7 protein-coding genes are annotated in these 5109 nt (G+C 66.2%); 4 read left to right on the top strand and 3 right to left on the bottom strand.

The features are described 5' to 3' along the window. Both AC3XYG_RS17980 and AC3XYG_RS17985 read left to right on the top strand, forming a co-directional pair. Nucleotides 1-356 (top strand): VOC family protein (locus AC3XYG_RS17980; protein ID WP_489141223.1); only part of this gene is annotated, 356 nt, incomplete at its 5' end. 85 nt (nucleotides 357-441) lie between these two features. Next, entirely contained in the window at nucleotides 442-879 is a 438-nt protein-coding gene (locus AC3XYG_RS17985; protein WP_489141224.1) for a VOC family protein, read from the top strand. 70 nt (nucleotides 880-949) lie between these two features. On the opposite strand, the gene AC3XYG_RS17990 is transcribed toward AC3XYG_RS17985, so the two are convergent. Both AC3XYG_RS17990 and AC3XYG_RS17995 read right to left on the bottom strand, forming a co-directional pair. Beyond that, a complete protein-coding gene (locus AC3XYG_RS17990) occupies nucleotides 950-1327 on the bottom strand; it encodes a cupin domain-containing protein (protein WP_489141225.1) in 378 nt (125 codons plus the stop codon). Between the two features lie 126 nt (nucleotides 1328-1453). After that, a complete protein-coding gene (locus tag AC3XYG_RS17995; protein ID WP_489141226.1) occupies nucleotides 1454-1645 on the bottom strand; it encodes a hypothetical protein in 192 nt (63 codons plus the stop codon). 160 nt (nucleotides 1646-1805) lie between these two features. On the opposite strand from AC3XYG_RS17995, the gene AC3XYG_RS18000 reads away from it, so the two are divergent. Continuing rightward, on the top strand, nucleotides 1806-2891 hold the full coding sequence (locus AC3XYG_RS18000; RefSeq protein WP_489141227.1) for a magnesium and cobalt transport protein CorA: 1086 nt from the start codon (nucleotides 1806-1808) through the stop codon (nucleotides 2889-2891). Between the two features lie 58 nt (nucleotides 2892-2949). After that, nucleotides 2950-3978, top strand: a complete 1029-nt coding sequence (locus AC3XYG_RS18005; protein WP_489141228.1) for an MBL fold metallo-hydrolase — start codon at nucleotides 2950-2952, stop codon at nucleotides 3976-3978. Between the two features lie 64 nt (nucleotides 3979-4042). On the opposite strand, the gene AC3XYG_RS18010 is transcribed toward AC3XYG_RS18005, so the two are convergent. Then, on the bottom strand, nucleotides 4043-5109 hold a 1067-nt coding region (locus tag AC3XYG_RS18010), incomplete at its 5' end, for a calcium-binding protein (protein WP_489141229.1).

Below are 5109 nucleotides of genomic sequence, written 5' to 3' on the forward strand. Positions count from 1 at the left end.
TTCCGTCCGGCAAGAAGGGCGATGTGCTGACGGTCGAATTCACTGTTGCCGGCGTCGCTTGCGTCGGTCTCAACGGCGGTCCGGCGTTCAAGCACACCGAAGCTTTTTCGTTCCAGATTTCCACCGAGGATCAGGCCGAGACCGACCGCTACTGGAACGCCATCGTCGGCAATGGCGGCCAGGAGAGTGCGTGCGGCTGGTGCAAGGACAAATGGGGTGTCTCCTGGCAGATCACGCCGCGCGTGCTGGTGGAAGCGCTGGCGGCCGGCGGCGATGAAGCGAGGCGCGCGTTCGATGCGATGATGGGCATGGCCAAGATCGACGTCGCCGCGATCGAGGCCGCCCGGCGCGGCTGACGTCCCCGAGCGCTTATGAGTCCTCAAAGATCGTTTGAGAACGGGATGACAGTTTAAGGCGGTCCATACCCCGGAGATTGGAAACATGGCACTCAAGCGGATGGACAACGTTGGAATCGTCGTCGAAGACCTCGGAAAGGCGATTGATTTCTTTCGCGAGCTCGGCCTCGAGCTCGAAGGGCGGGCCATGATCGAAGGGGAATGGGCCGGGCGAGTCACTGGACTGGGCGATCAGCATGTCGAGATTGCCATGATGCGCACACCGGACGGCCATAGCCGGATCGAGCTCTCCCGCTTCCTCACGCCGCCTGTCGTCGCAGATCATCGGAACGCCCCGGTCAATGCCCTGGGCTACCTCCGCGTCATGTTCGCCGTGGACGACATCGACGAGACGCTTGAAAGGTTGCGCACGCATGGCGCGCAGCTCGTGGGCGAAGTGGTCCAGTATAAAGACGTGTATCGGCTCTGCTACATCCGAGGGCCGGAAGGGCTTCTCATCGGACTCGCCCAAGAACTCGGCTGAGCGCAATTCCTGTCGCCATGGGCGGCCTTTCGCGCCAGCGTATCAGCCACCGACGTTCTCAAACGGACTCTCAGATCCAGATGTCGTTCTGCGCCGTCCGGTCGCCGCCCTCATGGCCGGTGTTCACGGTGCCGCGCGGCTCGATCAGCATCATCCGGACCTCGTGCTCGGCCGACGGTTTGTGCTCGACGCCCTTCGGCACCACGACCATCTCGCCCGGCCCCACCGTGACCGCGCCGTCGCGGAAGTCGATGCGCAGCGTGCCGTCGATCACGATGAAGGCCTCGTCGGTCTCGGGGTGGCTGTGCCAGATGAAGTCGCCCTGGATACGGGCGATCTTGAACTGCAGGTCATTCAGCTCGGCGATCACCTTGGGCTGCCACTGCTCGGTGAACCGGGCGAATTTGGTGGCCAGGCTGATGGCGCTGTGATGGGTCGGGGCGGTCATGGGGCGATCCGGTCGCGTGATGAGGCCTGCAGCGTTAGCGCGGCGGCCAGCCTCCGGTCTTGTACCGGCGTGCTGGCCGCCGCCTCCCCCGGCGGACCTGCGCCCCCCGGCGTCAGGTCCCCCGTTTCACGCTCGGCCGGTTCGCGGCAGCAGCCACCCCATGATGGTCTGGTAGCGGTCGCGGCTGCAGCGGAACTCGTGCGTCGCCGCCGTCCTGGCGGCAAAGGCGGCCGCCTGCTGGGTGGTCCGCCGCTCGCCCTGCGGCAGGGTCATCCACTCGCGGATGATCGTGCGGCGCGGGCCGTGTTCGGGTCTCATCTGTGACATCCTTCAGCATTCATCGGCGATGCCTTTCAAGTGAAGGCACGCCATCCGCACCAGTTGCATGGCGCAGACGGGCCGGCTTGTAATCCAGCGAACCGGACCGGCGCCATTGGCAATCGATCGCGACGATCGAATACGCATCTGGATTTTATGGTTGTTTTCACGGGGCCGATTTTTCGAATGGCTTCTTTATGCCGGTCTTGCCGATTGTAGTGACAATCTGCAGGAGGCGAGAACGGCGACCGCGATCCAACCCCGATCCCAACCCGAGCCGGGCGTCGTCGCCTCCGGCGTCTATGCCGATGGCCGCCTGGTGGCGGAGGTGCCGGTGGACCAGGCCGGTGCCTGGTCCCGCCGGCCCGGCCATGTCGTCTGGATCGGGTTGCTGGAGCCGGATGACGGCATGCTGGCGCGGCTGCAGGCGCAGTTCGGCCTGCACCCGCTGGCGCTGAAGGACGCCAGCCGGCTGCACCGGCGGCCAAAGCTGGAACAGTATGGCGACGCCCTGTTCATCGTCGTGCGCACGGCGCAGCTGGCGGCCGGCGGCATCGTCTTCGGCGAGACCCGGATCTTCGTCGGGCCGGGCTTTGTCGTGACCATCCGTGACGGCGCGTCGGCCTCCTATGCCGCCGTGCGGCAGCGATGCGATGCCGGCGCCACCATGGCGGCACGGGGCGAAGACCGCATCCTGGCCGCCATCCTCGATTTCATCGTCGGCAATTACGGACCGGTGCTCGACGCGATCCATGCCGAGGTCGAGGCGATGGAGCGCAGCGTCTTCGTCGGCGGGCAGGGCCAGTTCGACGTGCGCCGCCTCTACCGCCTCCGGCGCGACCTGTTCCGCCTGCGCAACGCCGGCCTGCCGCTGATCGAGGTGTGCCGCCGGCTCGACCATGCCGACGCCAAGCCGGTCGACCCGGCGACGCGGCCGCTGTTCCGCGACATCTCCGACCATCTGCTGCGGTTGCAGGAGGAGATCGACGGGCTGCGCGAGATGCTGGCCTTCGCCTTCGAGGCGAGCCTGATGATCGCCCATTCGCAGCAGACCGTGATCACCCGCCAGCTGGCCGCCTGGGCCGCCATCCTGGCGGTGCCGACCGCGATTGCCGGCATCTACGGCATGAACTTCGTCAACATGCCGGAGCTGAAGTGGCGCTACGGCTACTTCCTTGTCGTCGGCGGCATCGTCGCGATCTGCGCCACGCTGTACCTCCGCTTCCGCCGCAGCGGCTGGCTGTAACCCGGCCCTGCGCAACAATCGCTTGGCGAGGCGGGGGCGGGCGGCGATGCTGCCGGCCATGGAACCGACAGTCCTCACCTATCCCCACCCGACCGCGCCGGAACCCGGCGTGCCGGTGGAGGTCGCCCCCGGCCTGCTGTGGCTGCGCTTCCCGCTGCCGATGGCGCTGAACCACGTCAACCTGTGGCTGCTGCAGGACGGCCCCGGCTGGACCCTGGTCGATGCCGGTATCGGCAACGCCGCGTCGCGCGAGATCTGGGAGGGGTTGCTGGCCGGCCCGCTGGCCGACAAGCCGATCCGGCGGGTGCTGATCACCCATATGCACCCCGACCATATCGGCCTGGCCGGCTGGCTGTGCGACCGCTTCGACGCGCCGCTGGTCATGACCCTGTCGGAATATGCGCTGGCCCGCGCCCTGTGGTCGGAGGACCGACCGGAGGTCGCGGCCGCCCATGCCGAATTCTACCGCGCCGCCGGCCTGCCGCAGGAGGCGATCGCGGCGGTGGAGGCGCGCGGCAACGTCTATCGCCGCGGCGTCTCGGCGCTGCCGGTCGCCGCCCGCCGCATCCGCGACGGCGACACGCTTGATATCGGCGGCACGCCCTGGCGCGTCATGATCGGCGAGGGTCATGCCAGCGAGATGGCCTGCCTGTACAGCGCGGAGCGCCGGATCCTGATCTCGGCCGACCAGGTGCTGCCGAAGATCAGTCCGAACGTCTCGGTCTGGCCATCCGAGCCCGAGGCCGACCCGCTGGCGGACTTCCTGCGCACGCTGCAAGCCTTCCGCGCACTGCCAGCCGACACGCTGGTGCTGCCGTCGCACGGCATCCCGTTCTTCGGGCTGCACGAGCGGATCGACTGGCTGGCGGCGCATCATGCCGAGCGGCTGGACCTGACCCGGGAGGTCTGCCGCCAGCCGGCGACCGTTGCCGACCTGATGGCGGCGATGTTCCACCGCGCGCTCGATCGGCAGCAGATGATGTTCGCGGTGGGCGAGGCGACGGCCCATCTCAACCACCTCGTCGCCGCGGGCGACATCACCCGCGAAACCGGTACCGACGGCATCTGGCGGTACAGCCAGGGCTGAAAGGGCACTCTCCCTTGCGGGAGAGGCCCGTTCCTCAGTCAGCACGCGCTGGGCCGCCGGCGGTTCAGAGCAGGAAGTCGCCAGCCACCAGCGCCGTGGCCGAATGCACGGTGATCGCCATATCGGCCACCTTGTCGCCGTTGACGTCGGCCAGGACGGTGTAGACGCCGGTCGCGGCCGCCTGGACGATCACCTCATGGCCCGAGCCGGTGAAGGCGCCGCCGGTGGTGAAGGTGAAGGCGGTGTCGGCATTGGCGCTGTTGCCGTCCGCATCGATCGGGCGAAGGTCGATCTTGTCGCCTTGGGCGTGCGTGAAGTCGCCGATCCGGTCTCGTCCGCTGATGGCCACTGTGCTGTCGGTCACCGACCGATAGACGAAATAGTCACGCCCCCCACGCCCGATCAGGGTGTCGCTGCCGCCGTTGCCGGTCAAGGCATTGTCTTCGATATTGCCAAGCAATGAGTCATCGAAGGACGATCCATAGATATTCTCGACGCTGGAAAAAATATCTCCATCAGCGACATGAATATTTGTTTTTAATTCATCTCGGGTGAGGTCTGCAGTCACTCCATTTAGGCTCGTGTGATAATAAACAGTATCGGTACCATCTCCGCCCTCTACAAACCCATGGCCGAAGCTCACCAGACGGTCATCGCCGTCTCCGCCAGTCAGGCGATCCGACTGGGCAAATCCATAGAGGGCGTCATCCCCGTCATCGCCGTAGAGCTGAGTGGCTGAATGGCTGCCCGCAAGAGTGTCGGAAAATCTGCTGCCATCGATACGATCGACGTTGATGAAGGTGTCACCCTGGGCCCACCCACCCTCGGCATGGCCATCGTAGAGGCGCACGAGGATCCCTGTTGGCGAGTTGGCGTAGGAAGAGCTGTCATACCCGACGCTGCCGTGTCCGCGCCCGTCCATCCTGTCACTGCCCGCACCGCCGTCGAAACGGTCCGTACCGCCGCCGCCAAACAGCGTGTCGTCGCCATTCCCGCCGGAAAGGGTGTTGTCGTCCGAGAAGCTGCGAGCAACATCATCTCCATAGAGAGTGTCGTTTCCATCTCCCCCGGAAAGGTTATCGAAACCGGCGCCGCCGACGATGACGTTCGCCCCGCTGGAGCCCGTCATCG

Source organism: Inquilinus sp. (assembly GCF_057815775.1).

Bases quoted from the DNA above. Each gene is read 5' to 3' on its own strand.
- AC3XYG_RS17985 (WP_489141224.1), top strand. From the start codon at position 442: ATGGCACTCAAGCGGATGGACAACGTTGGAATCGTCGTCGAAGACCTC.
- AC3XYG_RS17990 (WP_489141225.1), bottom strand. From the start codon at position 1,327: ATGACCGCCCCGACCCATCACAGCGCCATCAGCCTGGCCACCAAATTC.
- AC3XYG_RS17995 (WP_489141226.1), bottom strand. From the start codon at position 1,645: ATGAGACCCGAACACGGCCCGCGCCGCACGATCATCCGCGAGTGGATG.
- AC3XYG_RS18005 (WP_489141228.1), top strand. From the start codon at position 2,950: ATGGAACCGACAGTCCTCACCTATCCCCACCCGACCGCGCCGGAACCC.